The organism is Candidatus Niyogibacteria bacterium CG10_big_fil_rev_8_21_14_0_10_46_36 (assembly GCA_002772995.1).
Taxonomy (GTDB): Bacteria; Patescibacteriota; Minisyncoccia; order 1-14-0-10-42-19; family 1-14-0-10-42-19; genus 1-14-0-10-46-36.
Map to the genome: position 1 here is coordinate 63,004 of PFCO01000005.1, position 17,502 is coordinate 80,505.

The window sequence follows — 17,502 nt, forward strand, 5'->3', positions numbered from 1 at the left end:
ATGCAATTCCGTCTCTCCAACATTCATTTTTTAAAATCAGCGCTGTTCGCCCTCGTGCTCTGCGGAGTCGCAATCACAGGACTTTTCTTGAGTTACTCGTATGCACACGCACAAGGTCCCATAGGGGGGACTGATCCCGGCCTTGGGATAGAACAAAAGGAATCTACCGATAAAGTAAACGATCTGGGGAAGACGCCTGATTGCGGGATAAGTAATTTTTATAAAGGGAAGTGTATCGCCCGCGGCCTTGCATGGGTAGCTCAAATATTTCTTAATGTTGTAGGATATGTTCTCATTTTTTCCGCGTTCATTTTTGACAAAGTAAAAGACATAGCGCTCAATCCGGATACATATAAAAACATAGATGTTGTTAAAAGAGGCTGGACAATGGTTCGGGATGTTACGAACATATTTTTTATTTTTATACTTCTTGTCATTGCTATCGCCACGATTCTCCGGCGCGAATCGTATGGAGCAAAACAACTCCTCCCCCGCCTCATTCTTGTTGCCCTTTTCATCAACTTTTCTTTTACCATAACGCTATACGCCATTCTTCCCGCAAACTCCCTTGCTAATTATTTCACCACAATTATCAGAACAAACAATAAAGGAAACTCCATAGACTACTATGCCGATTCTACTGAAGAAGTAGCCCAACACTTCATTGATGGCCTTAAGCCCGGCGAACTCGCTACACGATTTGCGAATAGCGACCAAAAAGAAAGATATGAGCTCTTAAATTCGTCCCAAAACCAAATATTGGAAAACAGCGAAAAAGACGACCAGGCAGAACTCAATACAGCGATTTATCTTATCATTACAATAGTTTTTGGTATTGCATTAATTCTTATGGCGGCCTTTGTGCTTTTGGTAGCAGCGCTCCTTTTCCTCATACGCATAGCGATTCTATGGGTCTTAATGATATTTGCTCCATTGGCATTTCTGTTTATGATACTCCCCCGAACACAAAGCATTGCCCGGGAATGGTGGAGCAGACTTATTGACCAAGCACTCTTTCCTGCAGTATTTCTCTTTTTCTTCTTCATTGTTGTATCACTTGGCGCAAGCACATATGTCAAGGACTCTATATTTAAGATTAGCGACGGAGATCAGACCAATTTTGTTGCGTTTGTGGCGTATTATCTTATTCAGGTTATCCTTCTGTACATAAGCTTAATCGTAGCGAGGCGTATGGGCGGGTACGCGGGCAGCACCGCTATCTCTTGGGCGGGATCAGTGCGCAAATTCGCTACGGGTGCAGCTGGAGGTATTGTTGGAGGCGCGGCGGGGTATGCTGCAAGCAGAGTTGCTGAGCGTGAGGTGGCCAGACGTGGAGATGAAGGCATGGCAGAGCTTAAGACGGGCGGTGCATTCTCGCGTCTCCAAGCGCGCACCATAGAAAAATTAGCAGCGCCTCGCGCAAAAGATACCGGGGAGTACGCAAAAAGCATGATGTCTCTTGCCCCGCGTGAATTTATGTCACGCTTCAAGGGCAGTTCTCTCGCACAGCAAAATGAAATGCTGAAGAACGAAGAAGCAATCAAACGCCTTGCAAAAGCGCGCGACGCAGACAGCACAAGCGCCCAAGACAAGGCTCATATAGACTCAATACTTAAACGGCAAAGCTACCAAACGCAAACGAAGTTCTTTAAAGAAGCACCGAAGGCATTTGCTGAAAAACTTGTAAATAACGAGATACGGAAAGATACAAGAGAAGAGGTTCTTAAGACCGCAGACAAGGAAACAATGCAAAAGATAGGAAAAGCAATGGTTGGCATTGATGCCGAAGAAACAAGCGCTTTGTTTGAATCAATGCAAAAAGAAGGGCTGAAGAAACAATCAAAGGACATGGCAAGCGTCTTACCACAATTCTATCAGGAGGCCGGGATGGAAATTGGACAAGCGATACGAAATATTGATTTTGAAAAGGTGGATAAAAAAGTTCTTGAAAGTCTTCACGACACACAAACAAAGAATGGCCCCGTGCTCAACAACCCCTTGGCTCGTTACACAACCCCCGCCCAACGCCAAAAGCTATTAAGCGAATTTACAGAAGCAGGAGAAATCTACTCCAAGGAAATGAAAAGTCTTGGGGACACGAGTAAACAAGTCGCGGCACAAATCAGAAGTGCCGGCGATGCCGCATCCGCAAACAAATTTGAAAATGATAAAGTGTTTGCTGGAGCGCATGGATTACATTCGGAAGACAAAACGCCCTCATATAAATCAACGGACGTAAGCGGAGAAGCAAAATAAAAAATACACACATATGAACATAACGCCTGAAGAAATCCAAAAACGATTCAAAGCGCTCCCCGAAGCGTTGCGGGAAGCGATATTTTCTGCAGAAATTTCAGAAACGCTTCTTGCAATTGGGAAAAAATACAACCTCCCCCTCGACAAGGTGGGCGAGCTTTCAACGGAGACGAGTCTTGTCATGCTCGGCGTCACTCACCCGAATCAGTACATATCAAACTTACAAAAAGTGCTCGGCGTAGAGCGCGATATCGCGCGCAATATCGCCCAAGAAGTAAACGCGCAAATATTTGCAAAAATACGGAGCGAATTAAAAACACTCCACAAGATCACAGAAAACGAAGACGCTCCCGAAAAAGCCGCCGCTTCTAAGCCCCCTGCAATGGAACCAGCCAGAGCTCCGGAGCCGGAAAAAACATCTCCGCCATCCTCCATAAAGCCATTTGGTCACTGGGATCTTCCCCCTGTTCCGCCACCTGCAAAAAAAACATACACCTTCTCTGAACTCCAGAAAAAACAGGAAGAACAAAAACAAACACCGCCGCCCTCAACAACACTTTCAGAGAAACAACCGGCAGTCCCTTCTGTCTTGAAAAAACCATCAGAACAAAGCCTATCTAAGCCTCCTATGCCCTCGCAGATGCCAAAAACGCATATAGAAGAGCCCCGAGACGAGCCGGCTATTCTTCAAAAGCCGGAAGAACACACACCCAAAGCGCCTTCTCCGTTTGAGGCAAAGATACAAGATCCGGTGTTTCATCAACAACCGTCCGAAGTAACAAAAGACGGAAAGAAAGACGCTTCTCCAAATACGACAACGAAGCCATCCGCTCATGATCCATATCGAGAGCCCATACTTCCTGAGGAAGCGTCGTTTAATATCAATCCTCATATCAAGAAAGATGAGTAATGTAACCTTTCATATGTATGCGACGATTCCAAGTGCCACAATTTATTGAGGTAGAAGACAAGCTTTTCGGACCTCTCACGCTAAAACAATTTATCTATATCCTTGGAGGGGTGGCGATTACTTTTATTCTTTGGGTGTCTCTTCCGCTGTTTGTAACAATAATTCTCGGGGTGCCCATTATGGCATTCTCTCTCGGTCTTGCGTTCTATAAAGTGAATGGCGAATCGCTTATTACCATTCTCTCACACGGCATCCAGTATCTTTCCCGCTCCCGCCTGTACATCTGGCGTAAAGAGGAAAAAAAGAGGAAAAAACCAAAAGAAGAAATCCTCCGCAAATCAAAACAAGGACTGGTAACGGTTCCGCGCGGACAAAAAGAAAGCGGACTCTCTAATCTTTCGTGGAGTCTCGATGTGCAAAAGAACTTAAAAGCAGAGCGCAATATCCCGCAGCCGTTTGAGCTGCGCAATAAAAAATAACATGGAAACACCAGCAGTAAAAAAAAGCAGAGCGGCGCAAAACTTTGTCCCACTTCAGGAAATACGGGACGGTATTGCGATTACCAAAGACAAGTCCATGCATGTGGTGCTGATGGCTTCTTCGCTTAACTTTGCGCTCAAGTCCGTGGACGAACAAGATGCGATTATCTCTCAATATCAAAACCTTTTAAATTCGCTTGATTTTTCTATCCAATTTTTTATTCAGTCCCGAAAACTGGATATTGAGCCGTACTTGGACACGCTTCGCGAAGCACTACAGGGCCAATCAAACGAGCTTATAAAAATACAAACCCGGGAATATATTGAATTCGTAAAAAACTTTGTGCAAGCGGCAAACATCGTTTCAAAGACATTCTATGTTGTCGCTTCATATGTCCCCCCTCTCATTAAGACGAAACGGGGCGGAATGTTGGGGCAGTTTGCTGATATATTCAAAAGAAACAAAGAAGACAAAGAGCACTACATTCCGGACGAAGAGTTTGAAGAATACAAAATCCAGCTCTGGCAACGGGTCAATTCTGTAGCAACGGGACTCGGGCGCACTGGTGTGCGCGTCGTCCCGCTAAACACCGAGGAGCTCATTGAGCTTTATTATAGCTTGTTTAATCCGGGAGAGATTGAGCGCGGAGGAACGCCTCACATAGAAACATCATTAGGAGACGGAGAAGTATAGCCTGTCCCGCTAGAAATCTCTCGCAAAGAGCCCCACGAGGACAAAACAAATTACAATATTATTTTATGAGACATTATTATTTTCAAAGAATAAATTTCTAACGGGATATGGTGTTCGGATTTGGAAAAAAGAAAAAAGAAGAAAAGGATGATATCCTTGCAATATTCCCGGAACAAATCTACGAAACGGGCCTTTTGGAATTACGCGACGTTATCGCTCCCTCCGCTCTTGAGATAAGTTCAAATTTCGTTAAATTGGGGGAGAAATTTACACGCACAATCTACGTGTTTTCATACCCGCGCTTTTTATCGGTGAATTGGTTCTCCCCTGTTATCAACCTTGACCGTGTTTTTGATGTAGCGCTTTTCGTTCACCCCATAGATACCGCGGAGGTTTTACGCCAGCTCCAAAAGAAAGTTGCCGAGGTTCAGTCTCAGATTCATATCAGAGAAGAAAAAGGATTTGTGCGCGACCCTGTACTTGATACCGCATACGGCGACCTTGAAACGCTCCGGGATAAATTACAACAAGCGCAAGAACACTTATTCTCTTTCGGTTTATATATAACGCTTTACGCAGATTCCATTGAAGAGCTGAATAAAACGGAATCAGAAGTCCGTTCTCTTTTAGAATCAAAGCTTGTGTATACAAAACCTGCGCTCTTCCGCCAGGAACAGGGGCTTGTTGCGGTTTTCCCATTCGGCTCCGACCAGCTCGAAGTAAACTCGCGCCTGAACTCCTCTCCCCTTTCAAGCATCTTCCCATTCGTGTCTTTTGATCTTACCTCAAATCGCGGCGTACTATATGGTGTAAACCGGCACAACAACAGCTTGGTGCTATTCGACCGATACAGCCTTGAAAACTACAATTCCGTTATCTTTGGAAAGGCTGGCGGAGGAAAAAGTTATGCAACCAAGCTTGAGGTGCTCCGAGCGCTCATGTTTGAGGGGGAGGTTATTGTAATCGACCCTGAACGCGAGTATGAATACCTTGCCGAAACAACCGACGGAAGATATTTTAATATTTCTCTCTCCTCAAACCACCACATTAACCCGTTTGACCTTCCTGTCCCGCAGGAAGACGAATCTACCGCTGAGATATTGCGAGAGCACATCATTAATCTTATCGGGCTTTTTCGTATTATGATGGGGGGATTAAGTCCGCAAGAAGACGCTATTTTAGACCAGGCAATCACCGAAACATACGCCTCGCGCGACATCACCGCAGAATCAGATCTTGCGGGCGTCATTCCTCCGACACTCTCCGACCTTGAGCTCATTCTGGCAAACATGGAAGGAGGCGAATCCCTTGCGATGCGCCTGCGCAAATATACTCAAGGAACATGGGCGGACTTCATCAACAAACCGACAAATGTGGATATCAACAAAAAAATGGTGGTATTTTCCGTCCGAGACATGTCTGACGAACTCCGGCCGGTTGCCATCTATCTTATCGTGCACCATATATGGAATGTCATCCGAAGAAACCTCAAAAAACGCCTTCTCGTAGTGGATGAGGCGTGGTGGATTATGAAAGAAGAAGATGGCGCATCATTCTTATTCGGTATCGCAAAACGGGCGCGTAAGTATTACCTGGGAGTAGCAACTGTAACCCAAGATGTGGGCGATTTTTTGCGCTCTCCTTATGGCATACCCATCATCACCAACTCTTCCATGCAGCTTTTATTGAAACAGTCTCCCGCAACAATAGACCTTGTGCAGGAAACCTTTAACCTTACCGAGGAAGAGAAGTTCCTCCTCTTAGAAGCGGAGGTGGGAGAGGGTATCTTTTTTGCGGGTCTCAAGCATGTCGCAATCAAAATTATTGCGTCTTACACCGAAGACCAAATCATTACATCAGACCCCGCTCAGCTCCTCGCAATCAAAAAAGCGAAGCAAGAATTTAAAAGCACCCAAGGGGAAAGTAACTCATAATCCCTATGGCAGAAGAGAACACCATTGAACAGGCGCGGTCACTTGCTCTTCAAGAAAGGCGCGCAGAACAAAAAAAGGAACAAGAAAAAAAAAGAGAGGTTCAAAAGATAATGCGCCAAATCAACGCTATTAAAGATTCTTTGCCTCCGAAAATAAACCTCACAGAATCAATATCAATGGTCGGATTTGCCTTAATTTCCGATATTGTTGATTGGCTAGTCATTGGCTCAATACCTATCCTGGGTGATATACTAGACATAGTGACATGGATGATCGTAGGTTTCTGGATGTGGTGGCGTAAACTAAAGCGTGCACCTGGAAGCATTGAGGCGGGCATTATAGAATTGATACCGGTTGCTGATATTCTGCCGACATGGACCGCAATAGTTGTTCTTTCTATACTATATAACAATCACAAGCGCGCCCAGGCAGCAGGCGAGATTAAAAAACTGCACGCTCTCCAAAAACAAGCACAAGCCATAGCCGCGTCTTGATACATCTTATCAATGAGCATAAAAAAAACATTTCCTATACTATGTGCGGCACTTTTTCTTTTGTACACAGCCGCAGCCGCCCAGACCACAAAAGAAGGTACCGCCACAATAATACTGAACCCGCTTTCCCCCGGTCCAGATGAAGAGGTCACCGCAGAACTCCGCGGTTTTAGTTTTGATATCAATGCGTCCTTTATTACATGGACAAGAAACGGCAGCATATCGCTTTCAGGGACAGGCTCAAAATCATTCAAGTTCCGCACTGGAGCAATAGGAAAAAAAGAGGTTATAAGTGCAACCGCCCGCACCATTGACGGGAAAGAGATAACCGCAACCACAGAATTTCTTTTGGGTGATGTTGACCTCTTATGGAAAGCAGACACGACAATCCCCCCGGAATATAAAGGGAAAGCGCTTCCAAGCCCATTTTCTTCAATAGCCGTTGTCGCTATTCCTCATTTTTCTTCGGGAGGATTTACGAGCTCCGTGAGCGACCTGGAATTTGAGTGGCTCCTTGACGGAAAACGGGACGAATCCGCGTCTGGCACCGGAAAAAACACTTATCGCTTTACCGCAGGCGCGTCCCCCACAAATCAGGAAATAACGGCCAAAGTAAAAAATAACGAAAAGGATATCTCATTTGAAAAAAGCGTATTCATTCCCGTGCACCAACCAGAAGTATTTTTATACGAGGAGCGCCCCTTAGAAGGACCGTTTATGAATGTCGCCCTATCCCAAAAAACGCTCCACTCAAGTGAAATAAAGGCGTTTCGGGCGGTTCCCTATTTTTTTCCTGAAGAAGATACGCAGTCTCTCTCCTATACGTGGTCCCAAAATGGAGAAGAAAAAAAGACTTCACCTGTTCATATATTCCAATTTTCATCTGAAAAATCGGGACGCCAAACAATAACGCTCGAGGTGCTTATCCAAAATACAAAGCACACCATTCAAAAAGCATTAGCAAAAATTGCCATCAATGTTCAATAAGTGTTTTTATATATTTTTCATAGTGACGTTAATTGTTTTTGCTCAGCCAGCATTTGCTAGAGAGGTGTGGGTTTGCACGACTCCAATTGGGGGAACAACCGTATTTCTTCAACAAGACTTATGCGCAACGCAATGTAACGGTTCATGTGCGCAGTCGACTGTTCCCGACAACAATACAACCATTGAAATTTGTCCTATAGACGGGTCGGCATACCCACCCAACCCTACGAACCCGCTCGAGAGCTGTGCGGCGGCCTGTGGGGCATCGTGCACACAGGCGTCTGTCCCGGGGAGCGCTGGGGGAGCGGACACGCCTACTATTGGGGGGTCTTCTTCATCAAACGATGGCGGCGCGCTTTTTATACAATTTTTAAACTGGCTTTTCCCCGCACTTCTTTCTATCGCAGCGCTCCTCGCGTTTGTGATGATCGTGTTTGCGGGATTTAAGTGGATTGCCGCTGCAGGAAACCCCGCAGCAATAGAGGATGCGAAAGACATGATAATCAAAGCTGTTTTGGGACTTATCCTCGCCTTCATGTCCTGGCTTGTTTTAAACACCATCAATCCTAATCTCGTCGGGGGAGGGCTCCCTGGAGGCGGAGGCTTAAACCCCCCGGAGAACGAACAGCCAAACCCTCCCGGCAACAACCAAGACAACCCCCCTACACCAGGGACGCTTACTGACGAAGAGGCACGAAGCCAGCTTAACGCTGCCGGGATACAGGTAACATCAAGCGGAGGCTGCAGTGACCAACAAAACCCATCCTGCACATCACTTGAAGGCATACCGGCCTCTACCGTACAAAGCCTTATTTCAATTAAACAGCAATGCGGATGCTCCATTACGATAACCGGAGGCACGGAGGTGGGACACCAAACACACGGACCGGGAAAGCCCATAGTTGACCTTTCTTTTAACGAGCCGCTTGCAAGCTATCTGCACGATAATGCGTCATCCCTCGGCATAAGCACCATATGTACTGCGCCACAAGATGCCCAATATCGGCATAATTGCAATTTTAACGAGAGCTCACGCCATCTTCATGTTTCATTTTAATTATGTCTAAACCGCTCGCCATCGGACTCATCATACTTTTTATAGGCATTATTGCTATCGGTATTGTTTTGCTAGCGTCCCAAAACGGCCCGGGAAATGTGCAGGCTCCAGAACCAAACAATCAAGGCTCATCCTTCCCGCAATCACAAACACAAAACCCTCCCCCAACATCAAGCGGCATTCTGCCGTCTGAACGAGATCTGATTAAAATAACAAACGGAGCAATAAGCGGATTTACGCCTGCTACTGCGGGGGTGCGTTTCATAGAAAAAACAACCGGCCATGTATTTGATTCCTCCGCTGACGGACAAACGCAAATAAAAATATCCAACACAACCATCCCTCAAAGTATTGATGCGCTCTGGTCAGAAAATGAAAATTACGCCATTTTGCGCTACCGGGAAAACGAAGAAATAAAAACGGTTTTATCGCAGTTCGGAAACTCAAAAACTGACGGGGTTATTCTTCCCACAGACATCCTTTCTTTTTCATACGCACCGGAGCGTCTTCGTGTGTTTTACACCGTTCCGGGAGACAATGACATCATCGGCATAGCGGCAAGCACCGACAACACCGCTCAAACTCAAGTTGTCCGCCTCCCTGACACAAATTTTGTCGTTGAGTGGTACAGCCCCCGGGAAATCTCTTTTCTTACTCCCCCATCCGCATTCGCCGCAGGTTTTTTATACCGATACAATATTGATGTCGGCTCATTTGAGAAACTATTAGGCAATATACCGGGACTTGATATTGCGTGGTCCAAGAATAAGCGACGAATATTGTTTTCGCAATCAAACGCGGGAACAGGAAAATCAAATCTCTTCGTGTTTAATCTGCAAACAGGGACGGTTGAGGATCTGGGGACAGAGGGACTCGCGCAAAAATGCGTATGGGAAGACGACATCGTTGTGTATTGCGGTATACCAACAACAATGTCCCGCGGCTCATACCCGGATGATTGGTTCTCGGGCTCCGTTACATTGAACGATCGTATTTGGTGGATAAATACAAGCTCATTCGAAAAAACGATAGTAAAAACACTTCCCGATATTGATGTGGCAGAAATACGCATAAGCGACGCGGCGGATCATCTGTTCCTCACAAACAAAAAAGACGGCACACTGTGGAGCGTGCACCTTAACGAATAACTGGCACAATCAAAAAACCCGCGCGAGCACGCGCGGGTTTTTAATAGTTATCAAATTGGCTTTATAACAACATACCGATATTCTCCTTCCCCCCTGCTTTCCGTTGCGATATCCGGATACTCCATAAGTGCCGTATGAATAATACGCCTCTCAAAAGGAGACATGGGCTTCATCTCAAGCTCCTTTTTAAAATAGCGAACTCGTTGCGCAGACATCCGCGCAAGCTCATACAACTGGTCTGCTTTTTGTTTGTTATAGTCATTTACATCAACAACAAACTGCATCCGTTCTTTTTGTTCTTCCGGACTAAATCCAGTCTCTCTATCAACAATGCGGCGCATAACATGATTTATAGCACGCAGATGCGCTCCATTTTCCCCGATAAGAATAGCGGCATCAGAACTTTTTACATTAAATTTGAGCCCATCCAAATATTCCACGGCATCCAAAGACGCCGTAACGCCCATCTTTTCGATAAGCGTATGTAATAAAAAAGAAATTTTTTCTTGTGCTTCTTTATCCATTGTGCTCCGGTGCTGGAGAGGATTATTGGTTCTCGGGAGCCAGAGCAAACGATTTTTTTCTCACAACACCTTCGTGTAGGATAGCAAAAACATTGGACGTTGTCCAATAGAGTGCGAGCGCTGCAGGAAAACGTAATGATATCAGAATAATAAATATAGGAAAGATATACTTCGCCTGGCTCATGAATCGCTTTGTCATGTCTTCAGGAGAGCTCGCCCCCGCTTTTTCTGTGTTGGGAGGGATGGCAAGCTTCATTTGTATAAACTGTGAAAGCCCCGCAAGGATAGCAACAATAAGGCTGGCCTCTGTAAGATTTACGAGGGAAAGGAATTGAACATTTATCTTTTCGGGGAGAGCAATAAAAGAATATAGTAAATGTGCCGAATCAGAAATAGATTTAATGAATACCTGGTACAGAGCAATGAGCACGGGGAACTGAATAATAAGCATGAGACATCCGGAAAACGGCGAAACACCATGCTGTTTGTATAATTCCATTGTTTTCTGAGCAATCTCCTGTTGATTATTCTTATGTTTTTCTCGTATTTTTTTAATTTCTGGCTCAATCTCTCTTATTTTTATTTGGGTAACAATAGAACGATGAGTAAAAGGAAAAATAACAAACCGAACCAACACAGTAAGAACAATTACCGCAAGCCCCAGATCATGAAGAGGCATCAGGCCGGTAAGAAATACAAGCGCATTGAAGAGCGGCTGAAAAAAGAAATCGTTATAGATAGAAAGAAGAAATCCCATGGTATGTATTATGGAAGAGGGTCATGCCCTCCTTTTGAAAACGGATGGCAGCGAAACACTCTTCTTGTGGTATAAAAAAAAGCCTTAAAAAAACCGAAACGCTGAAACGCCTCAAGGCCATACTCAGAACAAGACGGAAAAAAGCGGCATGACGGCGTCCGCTTTATAAATATATTTTTGTCAGGAGAAAGGATTTTTTGATAGAGAGCAATGCTCTGCCGAACAACACTATTCATATAACAGGGATTGTTTTTTCAAAACATATAATACTGCGTCTTCTATATCCTGTCTTTTACGAAACTGCTTTTGAAAAACAATAATAATATCATACCCCTTTTTGATGGAAGAGACAAAACGAAACAGGATATCTTTTGTTTTTCTGCGCATGGTGTTGCGGGTAACGCTTTTTTTTGCAACCTTAGAAGATATCACCACAGCAAAGCGCGGGCGGGGTTTGTTATTCTTCTTATAATATAAAGTAATGCCACTTCCTTTTTCTCTTTTCCCGCGCACGAAAACAAGCTTCACCTCATACGAGGAAAGACGATATTCATGAGGGAGAGCGCTCATATGTCCTTTAGACAACTACTCTTTTCCGCCCTTTCTGCCTTCTTCTGCGAACAACATTCCTTCCTGCCGTCGTGCTTTTTCTCTTTAAAAATCCGTGAGACCTCTTTCTCTTCCTTTTTTTGGGTTGATAGGTTCGTTTTGGCATGTGTTTCTTACTTTACCACAGAATTTTATATTTACAATATTAACAGCTCATCCACAGATTGTTAACATAAGTAGTAACCTTATCGGGGTTTCTTTATAAAAAACTGCGGGTGCTATAATACCATTATATCTATTCTTTTTTTTATTCTAAACAGACCTGCTTATGTTTATGACAAACGAGGAGTTGTGGCAAAAGACGCTTGAGGAAATACGGTTCGAAGTTTCAACAGCTAATTTTATTACCTGGTTTCAGCATACCATTATTACTGAACAAAAAGACCAAGCAATTACCGTCGGCGTGCCGAATGCTTTTGTAAAAGAATGGATAGAATCAAAATACCAAAAACCTATTCTTAAAATAATACGAAATTTTGTCCCCGATGTTCGGTCTGTGGAGTTTTCTATACTTCCAAAACTTTCTCAGAAACAACAACCGGCATCTTTGGTTAAAAAACAACAACCCCAGGAACAACAAGAAATATCCGAGCTCTCTATAGACAAAGAAACAAACCTCAACCCACGCTATTCTTTTGATAACTTTATTGTGGGTTCTTTTAATGAGCTCGCATATGCTGCCTCTCAGGCTATTGTAAATAACCTCGGTGCGGTTTATAACCCGTTTTTCATCTACGGTGGTGTTGGGTTGGGAAAAACACACCTCTTACAAGCTGTAGGAAACGAAATACGCAGAAAAAACCCGCACACAAAGATAAAATACATATCATCGGAAAAGTTTACAAATGAATTTATAACAGCTGTTCAAAATAAAGAAACAAATTATTTCAAAGAACGGTATCGGATGATAGATTTGCTTATTATTGACGACATTCAATTTATATCAAAAAAAGTTCAGACCCAAGAAGAAATATTTCACACATTCAACACGCTATACGAGAACAATAAGCAGATTATTTTATCATCAGACAGACCCCCAAAACTAATAGAAAACCTTGAGGAACGCCTCCGGTCGCGCTTTGAGGGAGGTATGATAGCCGACATATCAGAGCCGGAGTACGAGGCCCGTCTCGCAATACTTCACACAAAAAGGAAGGAGAAAGACCTCACAATAGCGGATGATGTCTTGGAATATATAGCGGCATCTATAAAATCAAATATTCGCGAACTAGAAGGCGCTCTTAACCTTATCGCTGTCCGATTAAAACTCCAAAAAAGCCCTCTCTCTATAAACGAGGTGAAAGAAATACTCTCAAAACACATCCAACCAAGAAAGGTGGTTACCGCAAAACAAATAATCCGCGCTGTAAGTAAATTTTATAATACACAAGAAAAATTCCTTATAGAAAAAACAAGGAGGAAAGATATTGTAAAACCTCGCCAAATAGCAATGTACCTTCTTCGAGAAGATTTTAATGGATCATACCCCTACATCGGACAAAAACTTGGCGGAAGAGATCACACAACAGCGATACACTCATATGAAAAAATATCGCGCGATATCAAAAAAGACAAACAACTCCAGGAGGAAATAAAACAAATTCGACTAAATTTTTACTATAATCAAGAATAACTCCGCCCTGAATAAAGATGTGTACTGTATGTGAATATAAAAAAGAATAAAAAAAATAAACCACAGCAAGAACACACAATACACACACCGCACACAAAAAACTACACACAATATTAACACCAAGAAGACAAAATAAACCTTACACAATAACAATCATTCACCTTATACACATTATTCACACCCCCTATTGTTACTACTAATTAAGTATAAAGAATATATAGTTATCATATGAACACATCTTGTGTAAAAGAAGATCTGCAAAAAGCACTCACGGTAGCTGAGCGGCACACAAGCGCAGAGGAGAACCTTCCATTACTGAAAGGCGTCCTTTTAGAAAGCAGTGAGAATAAGTTGTATGTGCGATCGACAAATCTTGATACCGGTATTGAGGTGTTTGTGCCCACGAAAACAAAAAGAAAAGGGTCTGTTGTTGTTCCTGCGAAGACATTCTCATCTTTTTTAACCACCTTACCTGATGAGCGGATAACGCTTGATGTGAAGAATGGAAATCTAGTTGTAACGACGCCGTCAACTTCAACAACCATTAAGGGGTATTCTGCTGATGACTTTCCTCCATTTCCTAAGTTAAAAAAAACAACATCTATACAGATTTCTAATGATGATTTATCTAGAGATTTATTAAGTGTTGTTATTGCTGCGTCGTCATCCGAAATAAAGCCAGAGATATCAAGTGTTCTTTTTAGTGTCCAAAAAAAAGGTATTAAATTTGTAGCAACAGATTCATTTCGGTTAGCAGAAAAGACGATACCTTTTTCTTCAGATCAATATTATTCTCTTCTTTTCCCGTTTCGTCATGTGCTTGAGTTGATTAAGGTGGTGGAGATTTTTCCGTCTTCGCTTGAGATATTGTTTGATTCAAATCAAGCAATTCTGCGTGGTAATAATTTTTTATATTTCGCTCGTTTGCGTGATGCGTCATTTCCTCAATATGAGCAGATCATACCAACTTCGTTTGCTACAGAGGTTACGCTTAAAAAATCAAACTTTCTAAAAGCGATACGTGGAGCAAGTATTTTTTCGGGGCGTCTTCGGGAGGTGTGTTTTAATGTGTATCCTGAGGATAATTTATTTGAGGTTGTTACAAAAAATAGTGATATTGGGGAGTATGTGAGCCAAATACCCGCCAAGGTAACCGGAGAGCGCTTAAGTGTTAATTTTAATTATGGTTATATTATTGATGGCATTAATCAAATATCCTCAGATGATATTATTCTCCGTTTTAATGGCGAGTCAAAGCCGGTATTAATACAGAATCCATATAATGCGAGTTATATTTATCTCGCTATGCCGATGAAGAATATATAAAACTTTCATACACAATAAAAAACACCCACAATTATGGGTGTTTTTTATTGTGTACACTCACCCGAAGGGTCTCCGGGGTTACATATAGTGATTGGTTTTTCTGTAAAGTTTGAGTTTCCTACGGAATCATATACACGCACCAGTAGGGTTGTTTTTCCATTTATATCTATAAATGGAATTTCTTTTGTTATTGTGTGTGTATTTTTTTGTTGGTTTACTATGACGCTTCCTAAAAAGAAGTTCCCAATAAATACATCAATTTGTTTTATGGGAAAATTTCCATTTGCTTGTATTGAGAAAGATAGCGTTTCTCCAGGGTGTGTAGTGAGTGGTGTAGGTGATGTAAAAGAAACTGATGGTTTGTGTTCTGGTCTGTGTATAGTGTCGAATTCCTTTGGGATGTCATTTGTTGTTTGTTCTTGGATGTGTTGCGATTCTGCCCACCTACGAACCGCATACTCCCATAAAGAAAATTGGGGGTCTTTTGATGGGTTTTCAGGTATGTCTCCCTGTGGATTATTTTTATCAACCCAGTACAATATTGAGTGGATTTGTGTTAAGACTTTTTGTTGTTGGAGTTCTGTGGGGGTATATTCTGTAGCGAGTTTTCCTGATATAGAGTCTATAGTGTATGCGTATGATCCCCTCCACTCACCGCTTAATACCGGCTTTTGTGTTTTTTGGGGTGGTGGGGGTGTAAAGTTCTCAATGGGAAGCGTGTTAAGCGCTTCGGTGAAAAAAGAGTTCCATAGCGGTGCTGCGATAAAGCCTGCCACCTGTTTCTCCATAGGTGTGTTGTCGCTGTTCCCAAACCATACACCAAGTGTGAAGTTTGGTGTGTACCCCACAACCCATGCGTCTCGATAATCGTTTGTTGTTCCTGTTTTTGCTGCGACATCTCGTCCGGGGAAATAAAGATATGAACGCTCCCCAAATGCAGGTGTGCGTGCTGTATTATCGGAAAGCATACTATTTATTTGATGCGCTATTTCAGGGTCAAGTACTTGTGTTTGTGGTGGTGTATATTCTTCAAGTGTTTTTCCTTCGTTTGTTTCCACTTTTAATATTGCTGTGGGGGTGTTTTTTGCGCCATTATTAGCAAACACTGAGTATGCGCCTGCCATCTCTAGTAATTTTACCTCCCCTCCTCCGAGAACGAGTGTGAGACCATATCGATTCGGATCGTTGAGGGTTGATATACCGAGCGTGCGCGCAGTCGATAAGGAGTTGGTAAGGCCTGCAAGATATAACACCTTTACCGCGGGAATGTTTACTGATTGAGCGAGCGCTTCCCGGAATGTCATTGGACCCCGGAAAATATTATCGTAATTACCTGGTGCGTAACAGACTGAACCCTCCCCGTATGTGTTTAGTTGGGTGTTTGCGTTACAAGAAGGATTGAATTCCGTAGGAAGATCAAAAACGACCGTTTCTGGTGTATATCCTTCTTTGAGTGCTGTGGTGTATACAATAGGCTTAAAGGATGAGCCTGGCTGGCGCAGACTGATTGTGGTGTTTACCTGGGGATCAAATAAGCAATTTACTCCGGATGTGCATCCGTCAGGTTTCGGTTCTCCCCAAAAGTCCTTAGAGCCAACCATAACTTGTATACCCCCGGTCTTTGGGTCTATACCAATCATACCCGCATTAAACACGCCGAATTTTTCTTCCTCGTCTGTTACAAATTGATTGGTGAGGTCCTCCGCTTTTTGTTGCAACTCCCAGTTTAATGACGTTGTAACCTTGAGACCTCCTGTGTCCACGGTATCTCTCCCGTATTTTTCTCCCAGCAGATCGAGCACATACATTACAAAATGGGGTGCTTTGAGGCTTTCATCGGCGCGCCCGATGAATTGAACGTCTTTCTGCATCGCCACCTCCGCTTCTTCTTTTGAAATAAAACCGAGCTCATTCATGCGAGACAATACAATGTTTTTTCGTTTCTCGAGCGCGTCTTTATGTAGGCCATACGGCGAATAATATGTCGGCGATTGCGGGAGGGATGCGAGATACGCCGATTCCGCGAGGGTGAGTTCTTTTGCGGGTTTCCCAAAGAATGTTTGGCTAGCAGCTTCTATTCCATATGTTTGTCCTCCATATGGTATTTCATTGAGATAGAGATTAAGGATTTCTTCCTTAGAAAGAATCTGTTCGATTTTTATTGCGAGAATTACTTCTTTTAATTTTCTTGTGTATTCCTTTTTGCTTGAAAAGAGAGCGTTTTTTATAAGTTGTTGGGTAATCGTGGAGCCTCCCTGCCCGGTGAGGTCTCCTGAGAGGATGTTGGTGAAAAATGCGCGCACGATACCCTCAATACTGATGCCGTGATGGTTGTAAAAATCAGAATCCTCGATTGCCACGGTTGCGTTTTTAACATTACGGGGAATGTCTTCAAAAGGAATAATCGTTCGTTTTACAGAGCCGTGCACATCATACAAGAGTACCGTGCCGGTGTTGTCGTATATCTTTGTTGATTGTTCTATTTTTCGGTCTGTGAATAGAGAAACATCGGGTATATCAAGAGTGATTACCCAAACAGAAAACCCCGCGATGCATAAAAACAACACACCAATACTTATGGACAGGAATTGGTGCGAAAACAGCACCTTTTTTATCTTCCTGATAGTTCTCTTTTTTATTATTCTGGGAAGCATTTTTTTCTGCTATACTTTTAAGTATATATAACTCTATAAG

The 17,502-nt window shown here is 43.1% G+C and carries 17 protein-coding genes; 11 read left to right on the top strand and 6 right to left on the bottom strand.

Annotated elements, in window-relative coordinates:
- From COU47_02395 to COU47_02435, 9 genes are all read left to right on the top strand, one after another.
- The gene (locus COU47_02395) at positions 1-2,256 is read left to right on the top strand and encodes a hypothetical protein (GenBank protein PIR69582.1); all 2,256 of its coding nucleotides are present in this window, start codon (positions 1-3) and stop codon (positions 2,254-2,256) included.
- Positions 2,257-2,269: 13 nt separating this feature from the next.
- Positions 2,270-3,166, top strand: coding sequence for a hypothetical protein (locus COU47_02400; protein ID PIR69583.1), 897 nt, complete (start codon positions 2,270-2,272; stop codon positions 3,164-3,166).
- 17 nt (positions 3,167-3,183) lie between these two features.
- Positions 3,184-3,645, top strand: coding sequence for a hypothetical protein (locus tag COU47_02405; protein PIR69584.1), 462 nt, complete (start codon positions 3,184-3,186; stop codon positions 3,643-3,645).
- A gap of 1 nt (position 3,646) precedes the next feature.
- Entirely contained in the window at positions 3,647-4,339 is a 693-nt protein-coding gene (locus COU47_02410; GenBank protein ID PIR69585.1) for a hypothetical protein, read from the top strand.
- A 107-nt stretch (positions 4,340-4,446) separates the two neighbouring features.
- On the top strand, positions 4,447-6,273 hold the full coding sequence (locus tag COU47_02415) for a conjugal transfer protein TraC (GenBank protein PIR69586.1): 1,827 nt from the start codon (positions 4,447-4,449) through the stop codon (positions 6,271-6,273).
- A gap of 5 nt (positions 6,274-6,278) precedes the next feature.
- Positions 6,279-6,767: a hypothetical protein gene (locus tag COU47_02420; GenBank protein ID PIR69587.1), complete on the top strand. Its 489-nt coding sequence runs from the start codon at positions 6,279-6,281 to the stop codon at positions 6,765-6,767.
- Between the two features lie 12 nt (positions 6,768-6,779).
- Positions 6,780-7,754 (top strand): hypothetical protein, encoded by a 975-nt coding sequence (locus COU47_02425; protein PIR69588.1) that lies wholly within the window; start codon positions 6,780-6,782, stop codon positions 7,752-7,754.
- A complete protein-coding gene (locus COU47_02430) occupies positions 7,744-8,811 on the top strand; it encodes a hypothetical protein (GenBank protein PIR69589.1) in 1,068 nt (355 codons plus the stop codon). Before COU47_02425 ends, COU47_02430 begins: the two co-directional genes overlap by 11 nt.
- A 2-nt stretch (positions 8,812-8,813) precedes the next feature.
- Positions 8,814-9,959 (top strand): hypothetical protein, encoded by a 1,146-nt coding sequence (locus COU47_02435; protein ID PIR69590.1) that lies wholly within the window; start codon positions 8,814-8,816, stop codon positions 9,957-9,959.
- Between the two features lie 50 nt (positions 9,960-10,009).
- Here COU47_02435 and COU47_02440 read toward each other — a convergent pair whose 3' ends face one another.
- The 5 genes from COU47_02440 to COU47_02460 are packed head-to-tail and all read right to left on the bottom strand — an operon-like array spanning position 10,010 to position 11,955.
- The gene (locus tag COU47_02440; GenBank protein ID PIR69591.1) at positions 10,010-10,483 is read right to left on the bottom strand and encodes a hypothetical protein; all 474 of its coding nucleotides are present in this window, start codon (positions 10,481-10,483) and stop codon (positions 10,010-10,012) included.
- Positions 10,484-10,505: 22 nt separating this feature from the next.
- Positions 10,506-11,240 carry a hypothetical protein gene (locus COU47_02445; protein PIR69592.1) on the bottom strand — a complete coding sequence of 245 codons (735 nt, stop codon included), beginning with the start codon at positions 11,238-11,240 and terminating at the stop codon, positions 10,506-10,508.
- A gap of 8 nt (positions 11,241-11,248) precedes the next feature.
- Positions 11,249-11,476, bottom strand: coding sequence for a membrane protein insertion efficiency factor YidD (gene yidD, locus COU47_02450; GenBank protein PIR69593.1), 228 nt, complete (start codon positions 11,474-11,476; stop codon positions 11,249-11,251).
- Positions 11,469-11,810 (bottom strand): ribonuclease P protein component, encoded by a 342-nt coding sequence (gene rnpA / locus COU47_02455; GenBank protein ID PIR69594.1) that lies wholly within the window; start codon positions 11,808-11,810, stop codon positions 11,469-11,471. The genes yidD and rnpA overlap by 8 nt, the downstream gene beginning before the upstream one ends.
- A gap of 7 nt (positions 11,811-11,817) precedes the next feature.
- Entirely contained in the window at positions 11,818-11,955 is a 138-nt protein-coding gene (locus tag COU47_02460) for a 50S ribosomal protein L34 (protein ID PIR69595.1), read from the bottom strand.
- Positions 11,956-12,117: 162 nt separating this feature from the next.
- Between COU47_02460 and dnaA the strand changes: the two genes are divergently transcribed.
- The gene (dnaA, locus tag COU47_02465; protein ID PIR69596.1) at positions 12,118-13,482 is read left to right on the top strand and encodes a chromosomal replication initiator protein DnaA; all 1,365 of its coding nucleotides are present in this window, start codon (positions 12,118-12,120) and stop codon (positions 13,480-13,482) included.
- Between the two features lie 228 nt (positions 13,483-13,710).
- A complete protein-coding gene (gene dnaN, locus COU47_02470) occupies positions 13,711-14,808 on the top strand; it encodes a DNA polymerase III subunit beta (protein ID PIR69597.1) in 1,098 nt (365 codons plus the stop codon).
- A 44-nt stretch (positions 14,809-14,852) separates the two neighbouring features.
- Here dnaN and COU47_02475 read toward each other — a convergent pair whose 3' ends face one another.
- Entirely contained in the window at positions 14,853-17,462 is a 2,610-nt protein-coding gene (locus tag COU47_02475; protein ID PIR69598.1) for a hypothetical protein, read from the bottom strand.
- Between the last annotated feature and the right edge of the window lie 40 nt (positions 17,463-17,502).